The 17293-nt window shown below is 43.4% G+C and carries 17 protein-coding genes and 1 tRNA gene; 14 read left to right on the top strand and 4 right to left on the bottom strand.

Annotated elements, in window-relative coordinates; translation table 11 throughout:
• Positions 1 to 334 precede the first annotated feature (334 nt).
• From STRCR_RS10395 to STRCR_RS10385, 3 genes are all read right to left on the bottom strand, one after another.
• Complete coding sequence (locus STRCR_RS10395) at positions 335 to 637, bottom strand: DUF1827 family protein (protein WP_004227318.1); 303 nt, start codon at positions 635 to 637, stop codon at positions 335 to 337.
• 66 nt (positions 638 to 703) lie between these two features.
• The gene (locus STRCR_RS10390) at positions 704 to 1156 is read right to left on the bottom strand and encodes an NUDIX hydrolase (protein ID WP_004226594.1); all 453 of its coding nucleotides are present in this window, start codon (positions 1154 to 1156) and stop codon (positions 704 to 706) included.
• A 447-nt stretch (positions 1157 to 1603) separates the two neighbouring features.
• Positions 1604 to 3892, bottom strand: a complete 2289-nt coding sequence (locus tag STRCR_RS10385) for an ATP-dependent Clp protease ATP-binding subunit (RefSeq protein ID WP_040804674.1) — start codon at positions 3890 to 3892, stop codon at positions 1604 to 1606.
• A 220-nt stretch (positions 3893 to 4112) separates the two neighbouring features.
• Between STRCR_RS10385 and argF the strand changes: the two genes are divergently transcribed.
• The 9 genes from argF (at position 4113) to STRCR_RS10340 (ending at position 13452) form a co-directional block, all read left to right on the top strand.
• The gene (argF, locus tag STRCR_RS10380; RefSeq protein ID WP_004229514.1) at positions 4113 to 5078 is read left to right on the top strand and encodes an ornithine carbamoyltransferase; all 966 of its coding nucleotides are present in this window, start codon (positions 4113 to 4115) and stop codon (positions 5076 to 5078) included.
• Positions 5079 to 5332: 254 nt separating this feature from the next.
• Positions 5333 to 5563: a DUF1797 family protein gene (locus STRCR_RS10375; RefSeq protein ID WP_004228013.1), complete on the top strand. Its 231-nt coding sequence runs from the start codon at positions 5333 to 5335 to the stop codon at positions 5561 to 5563.
• A gap of 930 nt (positions 5564 to 6493) precedes the next feature.
• Positions 6494 to 7186 (top strand): amino acid ABC transporter permease, encoded by a 693-nt coding sequence (locus STRCR_RS10370; protein ID WP_004227932.1) that lies wholly within the window; start codon positions 6494 to 6496, stop codon positions 7184 to 7186.
• A complete protein-coding gene (locus STRCR_RS10365) occupies positions 7183 to 7917 on the top strand; it encodes an amino acid ABC transporter ATP-binding protein (protein ID WP_004226865.1) in 735 nt (244 codons plus the stop codon). The genes STRCR_RS10370 and STRCR_RS10365 overlap by 4 nt, the downstream gene beginning before the upstream one ends.
• Positions 7918 to 8099: 182 nt before the next feature.
• The gene (locus STRCR_RS10360; protein WP_004227596.1) at positions 8100 to 8582 is read left to right on the top strand and encodes a ferrous iron transport protein A; all 483 of its coding nucleotides are present in this window, start codon (positions 8100 to 8102) and stop codon (positions 8580 to 8582) included.
• The gene (gene feoB / locus STRCR_RS10355) at positions 8579 to 10732 is read left to right on the top strand and encodes a ferrous iron transport protein B (protein WP_004226178.1); all 2154 of its coding nucleotides are present in this window, start codon (positions 8579 to 8581) and stop codon (positions 10730 to 10732) included. Before STRCR_RS10360 ends, feoB begins: the two co-directional genes overlap by 4 nt.
• Positions 10733 to 10749: 17 nt before the next feature.
• The gene (locus STRCR_RS11865; protein ID WP_004229616.1) at positions 10750 to 10908 is read left to right on the top strand and encodes a FeoB-associated Cys-rich membrane protein; all 159 of its coding nucleotides are present in this window, start codon (positions 10750 to 10752) and stop codon (positions 10906 to 10908) included.
• 847 nt (positions 10909 to 11755) lie between these two features.
• Positions 11756 to 12613 carry a bifunctional methylenetetrahydrofolate dehydrogenase/methenyltetrahydrofolate cyclohydrolase gene (locus STRCR_RS10345; protein WP_004226716.1) on the top strand — a complete coding sequence of 286 codons (858 nt, stop codon included), beginning with the start codon at positions 11756 to 11758 and terminating at the stop codon, positions 12611 to 12613.
• The gene (locus tag STRCR_RS10340; RefSeq protein ID WP_004225622.1) at positions 12610 to 13452 is read left to right on the top strand and encodes an NAD(P)H-hydrate dehydratase; all 843 of its coding nucleotides are present in this window, start codon (positions 12610 to 12612) and stop codon (positions 13450 to 13452) included. Before STRCR_RS10345 ends, STRCR_RS10340 begins: the two co-directional genes overlap by 4 nt.
• Positions 13453 to 13467: 15 nt before the next feature.
• On the opposite strand, the gene STRCR_RS10335 is transcribed toward STRCR_RS10340, so the two are convergent.
• Positions 13468 to 14124, bottom strand: a complete 657-nt coding sequence (locus STRCR_RS10335) for a prepilin peptidase (protein WP_004227550.1) — start codon at positions 14122 to 14124, stop codon at positions 13468 to 13470.
• A 291-nt stretch (positions 14125 to 14415) separates the two neighbouring features.
• On the opposite strand from STRCR_RS10335, the gene STRCR_RS10330 reads away from it, so the two are divergent.
• From STRCR_RS10330 to STRCR_RS10310, 5 genes are all read left to right on the top strand, one after another.
• Positions 14416 to 14940 carry a Dps family protein gene (locus STRCR_RS10330; protein ID WP_004225807.1) on the top strand — a complete coding sequence of 175 codons (525 nt, stop codon included), beginning with the start codon at positions 14416 to 14418 and terminating at the stop codon, positions 14938 to 14940.
• Positions 14941 to 15086: 146 nt separating this feature from the next.
• Positions 15087 to 15308: a YqgQ family protein gene (locus STRCR_RS10325; protein WP_004226478.1), complete on the top strand. Its 222-nt coding sequence runs from the start codon at positions 15087 to 15089 to the stop codon at positions 15306 to 15308.
• Positions 15301 to 16266, top strand: coding sequence for an ROK family glucokinase (locus tag STRCR_RS10320; protein ID WP_004225354.1), 966 nt, complete (start codon positions 15301 to 15303; stop codon positions 16264 to 16266). The genes STRCR_RS10325 and STRCR_RS10320 overlap by 8 nt, the downstream gene beginning before the upstream one ends.
• Positions 16267 to 16352: 86 nt before the next feature.
• The gene (locus STRCR_RS10315) at positions 16353 to 16733 is read left to right on the top strand and encodes a rhodanese-like domain-containing protein (protein WP_420805022.1); all 381 of its coding nucleotides are present in this window, start codon (positions 16353 to 16355) and stop codon (positions 16731 to 16733) included.
• A gap of 89 nt (positions 16734 to 16822) precedes the next feature.
• Positions 16823 to 16893 (top strand) — tRNA-Thr (locus STRCR_RS10310).
• Positions 16894 to 17293 lie beyond the last annotated feature (400 nt).

Raw genomic sequence — 17293 nt, 5'->3', positions numbered from 1 at the left:
ATATAACTAAGTACGAGAGGGAACCAAATTGATTCTCTCTTTTCTACTATTTATCAAAGATAATGCGACTTTCCAGTCTCTAAATTTTTTCTGGAGATTTTTTAGAGATTTATTAATGCATAAGCGACATTAAGGATGCAGAGTTTGGAGGGCTCACAGACTTTAAATACTGGTTTAGAATTGGGGAGTAGCTTGTGGGTCTATACTCGTGATTAGCTCAATAAATCCTCTCCTCCTAGAAATAAAAAAGAGGAAGCAAACTGGCGTCTACATTCCTCATTAATAAAAAATACCGCTCGTTTGGGCGGTAACTGGCTATAATCTCAGATCCACTTTAGTTTATTGTTGGAATTGAGATCTCAATCAACTTTTCTGTATGACTCGATTTGATTTGATCGGGAATAATAATATCTGGATTAATTTTGCGCTTGAAGAAGAACTCACGGATCTTCTCAATTTCTTCATCTTTGATAGCCCGATGGCGGTTAGAAATCAGGAGTTCATAGTGACCGGGTGCTTTAGAAAAAACAACATCGCTGTTGCCAGCAGAATAAACTTCAACTAATTCAGCATCAGTATTACGCAGCTGATTACGAACAAGTGATGGGTGGCTGCTCGTGGTATTGATTAGTCTCATCGAAGACCTCCTTATCGACTTTGCATAGTAACATTATAGCACGATTTTTTGAAAATAGCGGCCTGCTTATAAGGAACTATGAGATTTTTTCCACTCTTCAATTCCCCATTTGTGACTGCCTCGTTTGAGCCTGCTAATAGCTTCCTCGACTGGGAACCAAGACAGATGGTTGAAATCTTCTAAAGGCTTACTAACAGCTTTATAGCTAGTGACCTCATAGATATAAGCAGGATTATAAAAGTAGGTATCACGATGACTGGAATAGAAATATTCATCAGCCTGGCCATAGTACTGCCCAACCTGTGCCGTAAAGCCCAGCTCTTCAATCAATTCTCGTTCCAAGGCAGTTAGCTTGTCTTCATCAGCCTCAATCTCACCGCCTGGCAGGAACCAGGCTCCATTGGGGGCTTGGACTAGGATGATTTCTGTTTGGTCCTGATTGGGGATGACAGCATAGACCCCATAGCGGGCAACATAGTTTTTTCCAGCCTCTTTTTGGCCAAAAGTAGGAGTGGACATAGGAATTCCTCATCTTTAGATTTTCTGAGTTTATTATAACATAAGAGAGCCAGATGCTTGCTTGCATTTGCTGAGAAACTTGTTAAAAAGAGTCACTTGTAAGAGATGCAGAACTACTCTCTGTCAAGATAAGGATGTTCAATAACTGCTGTGGCAACCATTTAATACTGCATAAATAGAATGATAAATAAAAAAGAGTGGGACCAACCTAAAAATTGAAAATTTTAGGTTGTATTCCCACCCCGTAAGTTGACTAGGTTTTCCGTTTTGCCACAAGGCCAAAACGGAAAACCAGTTAGCAGTGGTTCATTGGTGCTAAAGCACCTAACGAACTGTAAGTGGTAAGACTAAGTCAGCGTAGCCAACAAGTTTTACCACTGCGTCAAGAGCTTATTTCCAAACAGGGATACTGGACAAGTTTTTGCCCAGCCCTCTAAGATCGTTTGCTTAGTCTGTAGAAGGACTTTCTTCCTTGCTGGCAACACTTGTTTCGGATTTTTTAGCAGCCTTAATGCTGATCTTACCATTTGAGGCCATGACAGCCTTAAAGTTCTTTTCGCTTGGATTTTCCAAATAGAAGTCAGTGATCGCATCTTCAATATGTTCTTGAATTGTTCGACGCAGAGGTCTTGCTCCCATCTTAGGATCATAACCCAGATCAACCAATTTTTCTTTGACCTTATCCGTTACATCAAGGTGGAGATCATTGCTGGACAGACGCTGATTGACATCATCCAGCATCAAATCAACGATATGAAGCAGATTTTCCTTGCTCAAAGCCTTGAATTCAACAATACCATCGAAACGGTTCATAAATTCTGGACTGAAGAAGTTGCTGAGTTCACCAAGGACAGAGTTGGTCCGACCTTCGCGGGCAGCTCCAAAACCAACAGATGCTTCTGCTTTACCAGTACCAGCATTAGAGGTCATGATAATAATGGTATCCTTGAAGCTAACAGTCCGGCCTTGACCATCTGTCAGGCGACCGTCATCCAAGACTTGCAGGAACATGTGCATAACATCAGGATGGGCCTTTTCGACTTCATCTAGGAGGATGAGGGAGTAAGGATTGCGACGAACCTTTTCGGTTAATTGCCCAGCTTCTTCATAGCCCACATAGCCTGGAGGGGCACCGACCAATTTGGCGACAGCGTGTTTTTCCATGTATTCCGACATATCAAAGCGGATCATGCTGTCGGCTGAACCAAAGAGCTCGATAGCCAGCTGTTTAGACAGCTCCGTCTTACCAACACCAGTAGGTCCGACAAAGAGGAAGCTACCGATTGGCCGATTAGGAGCCCCTAGTCCAACACGATTCCGACGGATGGCCTTAGCGATCTTATCAACAGCATCATCTTGACCGATAACGTGAGCCTTGAGGTCACTAGCCAGATTAACCAGTTGGGACTGCTCTTTTTCTTTGAGATCACCCACTGGTATATTGGTCTTTTCTTCAACAATGGCTTCAATATGTTTTTCGGTAATGACAGGAATATCTTGCTCATCCAGCTGTTGGGATTGCATTTCCTTGTACTTAGCAATTTGGTCACGGAAGTAAGCCGCTTTTTCAAAGTCTTCTTCACGAGTGGCTTGGGCCTTGAGATTCTCAGCTTCTACCAGCCTTTGATCAATTTCTTTAGGATCAACAAAGTTGAGCGTTAGGTTCATCTTTGAACCAGCCTCGTCCAAAAGGTCGATAGCTTTATCAGGCAAGAAGCGGTCTTGAATATAGCGATTGGAGAGGACGGCAGCCGCTTCAATCGCTTCATCAGTATATTTAACATGATGATAGTCTTGATATTTTGGCTGGATACCATGCAAAATAGTGATGGTTTCTTCCACAGAAGGCTCATCTACCTTGACAGGCTGCATCCGCCGTTCCAGAGCGGCATCCTTTTCGATGATACGATATTCATTGAGGGTTGTTGCCCCAACCAGTTGCAGATCACCGCGAGCTAGGGCTGGCTTTAAGATATTACCAGCATCCATGCTGCCATCTGTTGTACCACCGGCACCGACGATTTCATGGATTTCGTCAATGAAAAGAATAACATCCTGCCGCTGGCGAATTTCTTCCATCAGCTTTTGCATCCGCTCTTCAAATTGGCCTCGGATACCGGTTCCTTGAACCAGACTGACTACATCTAGGCGGATAACTTGTTTGCTCTGTAATTTTTGTGGCACATTGCCATCAACGATCTTTTGTGCCAGTCCTTCAACAACAGCAGTTTTACCAACACCAGGCTCACCAATTAGGACAGGATTGTTCTTGGTCCGTCGGTTGAGGATTTCAATGACGCGGACAATTTCCTGATCGCGGCCGATGACAGGATCGATATCACCACGACGGGCCATATCGGTAATATTGATACCAAATTCTTCCAAGATACCTTGAGGCTGTTGGGGTTGAGCCTGAGGACGGCGTCCCTTGTTGCTCCCACCATTGTTCCCTCCACGATTACCGCCATCGCGTCCCGCTTGTGTTTGTGGAGCATTAGGCAGGTCTGGGTTAAAGGCTCTGAAATTGTTTAAATCGCCAAAGAAATCATCGAAGAAAGAATCCATGGATTGGTTCTGTGGATTTTGGCTGGTTAAATTACTGTTGAGAATATTTTCTGGATCAGCTTTCATAATTCGATAGCAGTTTTGACAGAGATCAATCTGCTTTTGCTGACCATTGACATTTGCATAGAGATGTATGCTCGCATCGTTGAGCTTACAATTTTGACATAACATAGGAAACCTCCGATCTTGACCTATAGTCAATATTGGTCAAAGTCTATGCTGTTATTATAACATTCAAGCTAGAGAAAGCAAGCAAAAAGATTGAATTTTAGCAGACAAATCTCAAGAGTGCTAAAAAATAAAACGGAACGAATAAAATACAACAATTTCTTGACAAATACCCGGATTGTTGTAAAATTGTTGTATAAAAATACATTAAAAGGAATAATTTATGGCTAAATCATTTTTAAAAGAAATAGATTTTACTAAAGAAGAACTGCTGGGGCTGATTGAATCAGCTGCTAAATTTAAGGAACTTAAGAAGCAGAAGCAGGCTCACAGATATTTGGAGGGACTCAACATCGCCCTAATCTTTGAGAAAACGTCCACCAGAACACGCTCTGCCTTCACAGTGGCTGGACAAGACTTGGGAATGAATGTGACCTATTTAGGAGCAGGTGAAACCCAGTTAGGTAAGAAGGAGTCGGTGGCTGATACGGCCAAGGTTTTGGGATCCATGTTTGATGGTATCGAATATCGGGGCTTTAAACAGGAGGATGTTGAAACCCTGGCTGAGTATTCTGGTGTACCCGTTTGGAATGGTTTGACCGATACCTGGCATCCAACTCAGATGATTGCGGACTTTCTGACCCTTAGGGAGCATTTTGGACGCTTGGGGGGCTTGAATATCGCTTATATTGGAGATGGTCGTAACAATATGGCCAATTCTCTCTTAGTAACCTCTGCTATCCTTGGTGTTAACTGCACCATTATTGCTCCGGAGGGACTGCAGCCGGAGCAAGCGATTGTAGCCTTAGCCCAACAGCACAATACTGGGGCCAAACTGCTGGTAACCGACGATCCGTCAGCCGTTAAGGGTGTAGATATGATTTACACCGATGTTTGGGTTTCCATGGGAGAAGATGTAGATTTTAAAGACAGAATCGATTGGCTTCTGCCTTACCAAGTTAATCAGGGACTCCTGAATTTGACGCAAAATCCAGAAACCATTGTCATGCACTGCTTGCCTGCCTTTCATGACCTCAATACTAGCATTGGTCGAGCTATCTACGATAAATATGGTTACAGCGAGTTAGAAATCACCGATCAGATTTTTCAAAAGTTTAGTCCAATCATTTTCCAAGAGGCTGAGAACCGCCTGCATGCTATTAAGGCGATTATCTACCAATCTTATTAATAGGAAAGAATTGACCCCTAAAACCTTGTGTATGGTTCTGCTTTACCAGAGAATAAGTGAATTTTAGTTTAATATAAAGGAAAATACTGGCAAAACAGGGCAAATTTGGCTATTTTAGGGTTTCCACCTATCCCATTCTCCTAGTTTATGGTAAAATGAAATTGATTAAAAGATTAATGGAGCAAGGAGCAAAAGTAGTAGCTGGAGATATTTAGATTTCCAAGCCCCTTGTATCTTAGCTAAGGAGAATTTACATGGAATCACATTTGGTGAGAATCATTGATCGTCTCAATCTGATGACGACAGATGGGAGTAATCTGAAACGAAATTTTGAACGTGACGGTGTTGTTGTTGCGGAAGTTTCTTTTGCGAACGATCCTGAAAATGGTCCTGTTTTCACGTTGCGTGATGTCAAGGCACGTGAGACTTACACCTTCGATAGCATTGACCTAATCGCTATGGAAATCTATGACCTGCTTTATTAAGATAATCATAGAAAAATCGGGCTTTTTAGTCCGATTTTTGAATTTATGAGACTTTTAATCCACCTCACTCTGCAAGGTGCGAAATAATGCACCACCTGTAAGGGTGTTCATAATTTTATAAAAAAGATGTCCGTCACGAAATAACTGTAAGGAAACCTAGGTGCTTATCCCTATCTGAATGATTGTAGAATGGGAGCTGGCTTGGTCAATGGTAGATCTGAAGTTTTTGCAATGACTGTTCTACTAATTGATAATGCGGAATCAGGTAGGCTTTATAGGAACTTTGAGTATCTGGGCTTCTTGTCTTAACTGACATTTGGATGAGTATAATTCCGTTCCTCTGCCGATTGACAGAAAATACTTGATAGCCTTGTAAGATATTTTTCTGCGCCTGATGCCAGAAAATAGATGGCATATAGGAAGAGGCGATATGAAGATAGTTGTTGTCAAACAACCATCAATAGTGTTGAGGTAGTAGATTATGCTTTTACAACGATTGGAAATGCTGAAGCACTTGTAAGAGTTGAATATTGCTATTTGTTATTCAGACTTGCACAGGGTTCATGGAGCTTTTGACAAAGCGTCTGAATGTATTCTTGTCACGAAGGTATTAATATTTTCTGATAAAATAGGGGATCTGTCTCCTAAATCTACCTAGGTTAAACAATAGTATACGGTAAAGCTGATTGATGATTTTCTTTGCGCCAGCTCAGAGAATTTTCCATTTGGCTTTTTATTTATCTTCTAGCTATTTTTTCCAAAAAAATATGCAGGAATTTCAAAGAATTTCGAAAATTATAAAATAACATTGTATTATTATACATTTTATGGTAGAATGATTTACAAATTTATTGATGGGATCTCTTCTTTAGAGTCAGTTGCCCGTCATTAGGAAACTGCCGATTGGCTATTTGAAATAGGAGTAACTCTGTGCATTTCGATTTTTCTTTTTTGCCCAAGTATTGGGGCTATTTTAACTACGGTGTTCTTGTTACCGTTATGATTTCTATCTGTGTGGTCTTCTTTGGAACCATTCTTGGGGTGCTGGTAGCTCTCGCTAAACGTTCGTCTATCAAAGTTTTGAACTGGCTGGTGAGCTTTTATGTCTGGGTCTTTCGCGGGACTCCTATGGTTGTGCAAATCATGATTGCCTTCTTGTGGATGGACTTTAAAAACGCACCATCTATTGGATTTGGAACGGTTGAGCTTGATTTTTCGCGCCTGATTCCGGGTATTATTATCCTCTCACTTAACAGTGGAGCATATATCTCTGAAATTGTTCGGGCAGGGATTGAAGCCGTGCCTAAGGGACAAACGGAAGCTGCCTATTCCTTGGGAATTAAGCCTGGTAAGGCCATGCGTTATGTGGTCTTACCACAGGCCTTTAAGAATATCCTGCCGGCCTTGGGTAATGAATTTATCACCATCATCAAAGATAGTTCGCTCTTGCAAACCATTGGAATTATGGAATTGTGGAATGGTGCCCAAACTGTTTTGGCAACAACTTATGTTCCTTTGGAGCCCCTCTTGTTTGCAGCCTTCTACTACCTCATGCTGACAACCATCTTAACGGCTGGTCAGAAGTGGCTTGAAAATCGTCTCGGGAAAGGACAAAAAGCATGACAGATACCTTGATTAGCATTAAAAATCTGCATAAGTATTTTGGACAAAATGAAGTTCTTAATGGGATTGATTTAGATATTAAAAGAGGCGAAGTTGTCGCTATTATTGGTCCATCAGGATCTGGTAAATCAACCTTTCTTAGGACTATGAATTTGTTAGAAGTTCCTACCAAAGGAACCGTCAGTTTTGAAGGTGTTGATATCACTGACAAGAAAAACGATGTTTTCAAAATGCGCGAGAAAATGGGGATGGTTTTCCAGCAGTTTAACCTCTTCCCAAATATGAATGTACTGGAAAATATCACTTTGGCGCCAACTAAAATCAAGGGCCAATCCAAGAGTCAAGCTGAAAAGAAAGCCTATGAGCTATTGGAGAAAGTTGGACTCAAGGACAAGGCTAAGGCTAATCCAACCTCACTTTCGGGTGGCCAGCAGCAGCGGATTGCTATTGCTCGTGGTTTAGCTATGGATCCAGATGTTCTCCTCTTTGACGAACCAACTTCTGCTTTGGACCCTGAAATGGTTGGAGAAGTTTTGGCGGTTATCCAAGATTTGGCCATGTCTGGTATGACCATGGTCATTGTCACTCATGAAATGGGCTTCGCCCGTGAGGTCGCTGATCGCGTTATTTTCATGGACGGCGGTATCATTGTCGAAGAGGGCAGCCCTCAAGAAGTATTTGAAAATACCAAGGAGGAACGCACTAAGGACTTCCTCGGGAAGGTCTTATAAGCCAGCCCAGTAAGATTTGAGCTAGGCCTAGTTTGGGCAAATAACCGATAAAAGGAGCGAAAGATTATAATTTTTCGCTCCTTTTTGAAATGATTCTAATCTTCTATAAACGCCTATCTAACGGGCTTTTCTATGGTATAATAGTGGCAGTAAAAATTTTTTGGTCAGTAAAGTAGGTCCTGATGATTTTACAAGAGGCAGACTTAAATAAGTCCTATCAAGTTGTCAGTATTAATTTGCCAGAAGCCAGTCTGCGTCACCTCTCTAATCTGGGCCTCAAGGTAGATACGACCCTAAAAGTCCTGTCTAAGACCAAGTCCAGTGCTATTATCCTCTTAAAATCTAATCGTTTGGCTTTTGACACATCAATCTTAGCTAATATTGATGTGGCTGACCTAGCTGAGGAAGAAGAAATTCTCCCCTTATCGGAATTGGAAGTCGGTCAGTCTGCCTATATCGAAAATATATATGCCCTCAATGAGGCCAAGCGTCGCTTGATGGATATGGGCTTGACCAAACATACCAAGATTTATTTGCGTAAAGTAGCACCACTTGGGGATCCTATCGAAATCAGTCTGCGAGGTTACGAATTGACCTTGCGGAAATCAGAGGCTCAGATGGTTAGCGTTGTTAGAATCAAAGACCAGAAGGGAGACAGGGAATGACAGAAATTGCTCTTATTGGGAATCCCAATAGTGGAAAAACCAGCCTGTTTAATCTGCTGACGGGGACCAACCAGCAAGTGGGAAATTGGCCTGGTGTTACCGTTGAGAGAAAAAGCGGTCAGGTTAAAAAATTATCGGATGTGACTGTTCAGGATCTGCCAGGTATTTATTCGCTTTCTCCTTATAGCCCAGAAGAAAAGATTGCCCGTGATTATCTCCTTAGTAATCATTCAGATGCTATTTTAAACGTGGTTGATACAACCAATTTGGAGCGAAATCTCTATCTGACGACCCAGTTGATTGAGACGGGCATTCCCGTTACCCTTGCTCTCAATATGAGCGATGTGCTCAAGAGTCAGGGGAAGACTATTAATGCTGAAAAACTGTCCTATCAATTAGGCCTACCAGTCATTGCAACCAGTGCCCTGAAAAATACCGGTGTCGATAAGGCCATTAAAAAGGCTAGCCAGACTACAAAGGCTAACGTGGAGACTATCCAGTATCCAACCTACGATGACAAGTTTGAGGCAGCCTTGACCCAAATTATCCAAGTGCTTGGTCAAACAGTACCTCAGAGGTCCAGCCGCTTTTATGCCATCAAGCTTTTTGAAAGGGATCAATTGGTTCAGGCAGAAGTCAACCTCTCCCCTTTCCAAAAGGAAGAAATTGACGAAATTATCAAGATCACTGAAGAAATCTTTACCGAGGATTCGGAAACGATTGTTGTCAACCAGCGTTACGCTTTTATTGAGCGTGTCTGTCAAATGTCTCAGAGTCAGGATGACGACTTTAAGATGACCCTCTCTGACCGTATTGATAAGAGTGTGACCAATCGGATTTTGGCTCTGCCAATTTTTGCTATAGTCATGTTCATGGTTTATTACCTCTCTATTCAGACGGTGGGGACTTTTGGAACAGATTGGGTCAATGATGTCCTTTTCGGCAGTTATATTCCTGATCTAGTCACCAATGTTTTACAGGATTTGCAGGTGGCCAACTGGCTCCAGTCCCTGATTGTGGATGGAATTGTTGCTGGTATCGGCACTGTACTGGGTTTTCTGCCCCAAATTTTTGTGCTTTTTGTCTGTCTGGGTATTCTGGAGGACATCGGGTATATGAGTCGGATTGCTTTCGTCATGGACCGCATTTTCCGACGTTTTGGGCTATCAGGGAAATCCTTCATTCCCATGCTGATTTCAACAGGTTGTGGTGTGCCGGGAATTATGGCCAGCCGAACCATTGAAAATGAGAGGGATCGTCGTATCACCATCATGACTGCGACCTTTATGCCCTGCTCGGCTAAATTGTCCATAATCGCTCTGATTGCAGGAGCTTTCTTCCCCAACAGCCCTTGGGTTGCTCCAAGTACTTATTTTATGGGGATGCTAGCCATCATTTTTTCAGGAATCTCTCTTAAGAAAACCTCCTTCTTGGGTGGCTATGCCAGTCCCTTCATCATGGAATTGCCTAGCTATCACCTGCCCAAGGTTAGAGCCGTTCTGCGTTATGCCTTTGGCAAGGCTATGAGCTTTGTCAAACGAGCTGGGACCATCATCTTTAGCTTAACTGTCTTGATTTGGTTTATGTCTTCCTATAATTTTGCCTTCCAAGCGGTTGAAACTGATCAGAGCATCTTGGCCAGTCTCGGTCGTCTCTTAGCTTGGATGTTTACGCCGCTGGGATTTGGAAATTGGAAGGCGACGGTTGCGGCCATTACTGGTCTAGCAGCCAAGGAAACAGTGGTAGCGACCTTTGGGATTCTCTACCACAATCCAGATGCAACTGAGACCAGTAAGGCCCTCTGGACCAGCCTGCAAGGGGATTATACAGCTCTGGCCGCCTATTCCTTCCTGACCTTTAATCTCCTCTGCGCCCCATGTTTTGCGGCCATTGGAGCCATTCGCCGGGAAATGGGAAATCTCAGATGGACCTTGCTGGCCATTGGTTTCCAAACTGGTCTAGCCTATTTAGTCAGCTTAGTTATCTACCAATTAGGTTTGGTCTTGCTTTACGGTAGGTCCTTCACCGTTTGGACAGGTCTAGCTCTCTTGATTGTTGGCACCATGATTTATGTCATCCTGAGAAAGCCGAGTCAGGTCAAGGAAGAAGTCATTACCCTAGAAAATCTTCCTTTAGCAGATAAACTATAAACGAGGAGGTTTAATTCATGTCAACCCTTATTATTGCAAGCTTGATCGCCTTGGCTGTCCTAGCTGGCCTACGCCATTATATTAAGCAAAAAGGATCTTGCGGTGACTGCGATTGTGCCTGCCCCATTAAGAATGAAATGCATAAGGTCAAAAAAGTTGATCATAAGATTTCTTAATAGGAAGGGAACTGGTGGTCTTATCTTGCTGCCGCCAACTTCTCTGGAGACTGGACAAAAATTCGTCCAGTCTTCCTGTTTTTAAATAAGCTCTTGGCGCAGTGGCTGGGAGCAAGACTTGTTGGTTATGCCAACCTAGTCTTACTCCTGCGCAGTTCATTAGGTGCTATAGCACCAATGAAATACTGCTGGCTGGTTTTCCTTTTGTCGCAAGGCCAAAGCGGAAAGCCGAAATGAATGCGATGAACAGCGTTCATCTTATTTCCAACCTCCGCACAGTTGATTAGGTTGGCCACTATCACTTGCGTAGTAGTTAAACAGTCCAGTGAACTGTTTAAGGAAGTGCCTAACAATGGGACTGCACCCCAAGATGGACCGCCAATCAACCACTGTGTCAATCTGGTAAATCTTGAACAATGCTAACGAGTCTGGACTTTTTATACGTAATCTTCAAAGATTACAATGTTTTGTGGGTGAGAGCGAAGCCATCATGGCTGTTTGTCCCAGACTCTTTGAGCTGTGTGGGAGTGAAGTGGTCTGGGGAGAAATCGTTTCAGGTCACTACCTTAAAATTAGGACGTGGTGAGAACCAAAATTTTCAATTTTGGGGTTGATTCCACTCCTTTTTTGGTATAATAAAAAGGTTCAGTGGACTTCTATTGGGAGCCCAGAAATAAAAAACAAGGGCAAGCTGACAGGTCTTTGAGGATTTAACTTCACGTATAAAAAAGAATTCTTTGCCTAAAAATAAAAACCTTGGGTAAGGCCCTGTATACCGCTTGCCATGGCAATCATGTAAAGCTTGCGCAGCCTGCGTGTACGATAATATAAAATATTGGGAGTAAAAATGACAGCTAAAATCATTGATGGTAAGGCTTTGGCCAAGAAAATTCAGAGCCAGTTAACAGAGAAAGTAGCTCAGCTGAAATCTGAACATGGTATCGTGCCAGGTCTAGTAGTCATTTTAGTGGGGGATGACCCTGCTAGTCAGGTGTATGTTCGCAATAAGGAGCGCTCCGCCCTAGCAGCAGGATTTACCAGTAAAACCATCCGTCTATCAGACAGCATCAGTCAGGAAGAGCTGCTGGCTATTATTGAAAAGTACAACCAAGATCCCGCCTATCACGGGATTTTAGTCCAGCTCCCCCTGCCTACCCATATCAATGACAAGAAGGTGATTTTGGCCATTGATCCTAAAAAAGATGTTGATGGTTTCCACCCTATGAATACCGGTCACCTCTGGTCTGGCCGCCCCCTCATGGTTCCTTGCACGCCAGCGGGTATCATGGAAATGCTGCAGGAGTATCAAGTTGATTTGGAAGGTAAGAATGCGGTTATCATTGGTCGCTCCAACATTGTCGGTAAACCTATGGCCCAGTTGCTCCTAGATAAAAATGCGACAGTCACCCTGACCCATTCCAGAACTCGCCATCTGGCTAGAGTCTGCAAAGGGGCAGATGTTTTAATTGTGGCTATTGGTCAGGAAAATTTTGTGACCAAGGACTATGTTAAGGAGGGAGCTGTGGTCATCGATGTTGGCATGAATCGCGATGATAATGGTAGGTTAGTCGGTGATGTCAAATTTGATGAGGCGGCTGAACTTGCTAGCCTGATTACCCCAGTTCCCGGCGGTGTTGGCCCCATGACCATCACCATGCTTCTGGAACAGACCTACCAAGCAGCCCTAAGAAGTGTGAGCTTATGATTATTGATGAAAAATTAGTCAAGGACCTTATACACCCCCGTCCCCTTAAAAGTCATAAGGGGACTTTTGGCCGTGCCCTCCTTATCGGTGGCCTCTATCCTTATGGTGGGGCTATTATTATGGCTGCTTTAGCTACGATCAATAGCGGCGCAGGTTTAGTGACGGTTGCTACCTACTCAGCTAATATCACAGCCTTGCATAGCCACCTGCCGGAAGCTATGGCCTTTGATTTGGCAGACCAGCCACTCTTAAAGAGACAAATCCATGCGGCTAATGTCATTCTGATTGGCCCAGGTCTAGGAGATTCCCCTCTAGCCCAGAAAACTTTAGAGCTAGTCTTGACCCAAGCTGAATCAGAGCAAACCCTTATTATTGATGGATCAGCCTTGGATTTACTGGCTCAAAAGGAGCAGATTGATTGGCCTACGGAGAAAATTGTCCTGACGCCCCACCAGAAAGAATGGGAGCGCCTGTCAGGCATAGAAATTTCTCAACAAGACCAAGAAAATACCCAAGCAGCTCTAGTCCGCTTTCCCAGTCAAACGGTTCTAGTGGCTAAGTCCCACGAAACAAAAATCTATGATCAGACTGGCCATATCGGTCAATTAACAGTTGGCGGCCCCTATCAGGCAACTGGTGGCATGGGTGATACCTTAGCCGGCATGATTACAGGTTTTGTAGCGCAGTTCACAGATAACCTCTTTCAGAGTGTCGGCGCAGCCAGCTACCTTCATTCGGCCATTGCAGAGGATCTGGCCAAGGAAGCCTACGTCGTCCTCCCAACCAGCATCAGTCAAGAAATTCCCAAGTGGATGAAAAGGATGAGCGATGAGACGTAAAAAGGCTGCCAACTTTTACCACATCCTCAGCAAAATCAATTCAACCAAATAAGCAAGACTCAAAAAGGGCAGGAAGGGAACTGCCCTTTTTTCTTTGCGACTAATGATGAACAGGATGGCTAGCAGACTCCCCAGTTGAATTAGCCAGAGAAGCGAATGAAGGTCCGTGGTCAGGCCCAAGAGGGCCAAATAATAGAGGTCTCCCTCTCCGATTCCCAAGGGCAGAATTTGAGCCAAGACTCCCAGTAGAAGAAGAATCAAAGCTGTGGTATTACTGCCGCAGAAAGAACAGGTAACTAGGCCTGCTAGTAAAATAATAACCAAGGGGTAGTTCTGGTTTTTCAAATCGTAGAGACTCAGTAAAAGACTGATCAGGATTAAACAGACCTGGTTCCAGCTCAGTCCGCCAATCCAGCCCAACCAGAAGGTCAGAGCAGAGGCAATTTCTAAGAGACAATAGCTGATCGGCAATTTTGTCCCACAGAAACGACAGGCAAAACCGTTGCCTATCTCCGAAAGAATGGGAATCAAATCTCTGATGGCCAAAGCTCGACCGCAGCTGTCACAATGGCTAGGAGGCCAGATAATAGATTTTTCTGGGAAGCGATCCAGCACCAACCCCAGAAAGGAACCCAGGCTGGCCCCGAGAAAAAGTATTAAAAGAGTTTCCATACTTATTATTCCGAAAATAATTCAAATAGTTGCATATTTGCCAAGCTTGCATTAGAATAAAGGTGCCAATAAATAAGAATCATTCTAAATAAGATTTTTTCGACTACCGACAAGGTAACTCGAGACTGGGCAAAAACTCGTCCGGTATTCCTATTTTGGAATAAATTCTTGGTACAGTGGTTGGGAGCAAGACTTGTTGGCTATGCCAACTTAGCTTTCCCCTGCAAGTTCATTAGGCGCTTGAGTCGCTTAACGTAACGGTTTAGTAACTTAAAACTAGGAGGTTATATCATGTCATATTCTATAGATGCAATTGCAAAACAAGTAGTTCAAGCTGCTGATAGCCAATCTGGTTCTCGTCCAAAGACCAAGGCTGTCCTCAACCAAGCCGTTGCTGATTTGTCAAAGGCTTATTCAATCGTTCACCAAATTCATTGGTATATGCGAGGTCGTGGCTTCCTTCATCTTCATCCCAAAATGGACGAATATATGGATGCCATCAATGCCAATCTTGACGAAATCAGCGAGCGTCTGATTACTCTGGGAGGCTCCCCTTATTCTACTTTAGCCGAATTTGACCAAAATTCAAACTTGGCTGAAGAAAAAGGTACTTGGGATAAATCCATGGAGGATCACCTGCGCCGCCTCGTTGATGTTTATACCTACTTGGATAAACTTTATCAAGTCGGTCTGGACGTTACTGATGAGGAAGAAGATGCTCCAACCAACGACATCTTCACAGCTGCTCAAGCTGATGCTGAAAAGACTCTCTGGATGGTTCAGGCTGAACTTGGCCAAGCCCCAGGACTGGAATAAGCTTGATGCGTTTTATCGATAATAGGACGGCCTTTCTGGGTCGTTTTATTTTTATGAAAATTTTTGAGTTTGTTTTCCTCAGAAAGTTTCAGAAAACGCTTTCTGATTAACTTGAAAGCGTTAGCTTTTTTTGTTACAATTTGCTTATGAAAACTTTGTATGATGTTCAGCAGTTGCTTAAACGCTTCGGGATAATCGTTTATCTGGGAAAGCGGCTCTATGATATTGAAATGATGAAAATTGAGTTAGAGCGACTCTATCAGTCTGGCCTCATAGAAAAACAGGATTACCTGACAGCCGAATTGATTTTACGGCGGGAACATCGCTTGGAAAAGCAAAGAGTAGAAGAAGGGAAAACGCATGACTAAAAAATTATTGGGTATTGACTTAGGTGGTACGACCATCAAATTTGGTATTTTGACAACAGAAGGAGAAGTCCAAGAAAAGTGGGCGATTGAGACCAATATTTTAGAAGAAGGCAAACACATCGTGCCTGATATTGTGGAATCTCTCAAGCACCGTTTGGATCTCTATGGTTTAACAGCTGAAGATTTCATCGGTATTGGTATGGGATCACCCGGCGCTGTTGACCGCGAGAAAAAAACGGTAACTGGAGCCTTCAACCTCAATTGGGCTAAGACCCAAGAGGTTGGATCAATCATTGAAAAAGAGCTGAGTATTCCTTTTGCCATTGATAATGATGCTAATGTTGCGGCTCTAGGCGAAGCTTGGACTGGTGCTGGAGGCAATAATCCCGATGTTATTTTGGTGACACTAGGGACTGGTGTTGGCGGCGGTATCATCGCTGATGGCAACCTCATTCACGGTGTGGCCGGTGCTGGTGGTGAAATTGGTCACATCAATGTCCAACCCCTTGATGGGTTCGAATGTACCTGCGGTAATAGGGGCTGCTTGGAAACTGTTGCGTCTGCAACAGGTGTCGTGCGTGTAGCCCGTCAGCTGGCAGAAGAATACGAAGGTGATTCACTAATCAAGAAAGCTATTGACAACGGGGAAACCGTAACCAGTAAGGACGTCTTTGTCGCTGCACAAGCTGGCGATGTATTCGCCGATTCTATCGTTGAAAATGTAGCCTTCTACCTAGGTTTGGCAGTGGCTAATCTGGGGAATACCCTCAATCCGGATTCTCTCGTTCTGGGTGGCGGTGTTTCAGCAGCGGGTGAATTCTTGCGCAGTCGGGTTGAAAAATACTTCCTGCAATTCGCCTTCCCAGCTGTTAAGACGTCAACGAAGATTAAGATTGCTGAGCTGGGAAATGATGCTGGTATCATTGGCGCTGCCAGTCTAGCCCGTCAGTTTGCCTAATCGATTGAAAATGGTCCGCTGAGCGTTATTGGCGGATTTATCTATTCTAAATTTATTAAAAGGAGAATTTTTTCATGACATCACAAATGCTTATCAACTGGATTCTAGTTGCTGTTATTATTCTCGCCTTTTTGGGCTGGTCAGCCTGGCGGTATTTTCGGATTCGCCGTGCAGCCAAATTTATTAACAACAGCGAATTTCAGAAGCTTATGCATCAAGGGCAAATTATTGATTTGCGGAGTTCCAAGGCCTTTCATGATAAGCACATCCTAGGAGCTCGCAATTTCCAAATTCAACAGTTCAAGGAGTCCCTCTCTGCCCTTCGCAAAGATAAGCCTGTCTTGCTCTACGATAATATGCGCAGTCAGGCGATTGCCCGAGCTGTTCCAGTTCTTAAAAAGGCTGGCTTTACCGATGTCTATGTCCTTGAATCTGGCTTTGAAAATTGGGATGGCAAGACCAAGTAAATACTTGAAAAAATAGCTTGAAAATCTTGTAAAATTTTTCAAATTTATATCTTGTCAGGAAATAGGGACTATGGTATTATAGATAGGTAGCCGCTGTAGTTAAATGGTATAATAGAGCAATGGTAATGCTCCGTTCCGAGTTCGATTCTCGGTGGTGGCAGATCTAGTGAGAGGAGACTGGGACAATAGGTACCAGTCTCCTTATTTTTTAAGTGTAAGCAACAAGCCGCAGTGGTTGGAAGTAAGACTTGTTGGCTATGCCAACCTAGTTTTATCCCTGCACAGTTCATTAGGCATCCTAGCAATAATGAACCACTGCTGGTTGGGAGTCCTTATCCCTTATCAAGTAAGTGATAGGTCAAACAATCTGAGAGAGTGATGGAGAAAATCGAAATCAACTGTGCGGGGTAAGACGACAAAATCGAAATCGTCATTTCATGTTGATTTACTGATTTTTATATGTAATCTTCAGAGATTACAATATTTGTGAGTGAAGGCGAAGTCATCATGGCTGTTTGTCTCATTCCCCCCCCTCTTGGTTTTGCTCTTGTTTAATGAAC

The sequence above is a fragment of the Streptococcus criceti HS-6 genome (genome assembly GCF_000187975.2).
Taxonomy (GTDB): domain Bacteria; phylum Bacillota; class Bacilli; order Lactobacillales; family Streptococcaceae; genus Streptococcus; species Streptococcus criceti.
This window is presented reverse-complemented; position numbering and strand designations above follow the sequence as displayed.